The 419-nt window shown below is 76.6% G+C and carries 1 protein-coding gene; it reads left to right on the plus strand.

Annotated elements, in window-relative coordinates:
• Positions 1–65 precede the first annotated feature (65 nt).
• Positions 66–419, plus strand: a 354-nt coding sequence (locus D7V77_RS42755) for a hypothetical protein (protein WP_199734025.1), incomplete at its 3' end; no start/stop codon positions are given.

The following is a 419-nucleotide window of genomic DNA, read 5'->3' on the forward strand; positions in this document are numbered from 1 at the left end:
GGCTCGGACCGGGTGCCTGTGGATGACGGCCCGCGTCGGCGAGCCCGCCGCGGCATCCTGTCGCCATGGTGCTCAGACTGGCGGCCGGGATCCCGATGGTGTGGCGCACTCCGCAGAGCGTGCAGCTCGGGGTGGAGCGGCCGCTGCTCGTGCTCGACGACGTCTCGCCCGCACTCGAGCGGATGCTCGCGGCCGTGACGGCCGGCGTCTCGCCGAGCGGGTGGCAGATGCTGGCGTCGGCCGCCGGGCTCGACGCGCAGCAGTCGGCGGCTCTGCTCGATGAGCTCGCACCCGCGCTCGAGCGTCAGCCGGTGGGGACTCCACCGCCGGCCGCCCGCGTCCTCGGCGACTCGCCGCTCGCGCACGAGATCGCGGCGCAGCTCGCCGATGCCGGCCGCCTGGCGCCCGCGGCATCCGCG

Origin of the sequence: Corallococcus sp. CA041A (assembly GCF_003612075.1) — a bacterium.
In the GTDB taxonomy this organism is placed as follows: domain Bacteria; phylum Myxococcota; class Myxococcia; order Myxococcales; family Myxococcaceae; genus Corallococcus; species Corallococcus exiguus.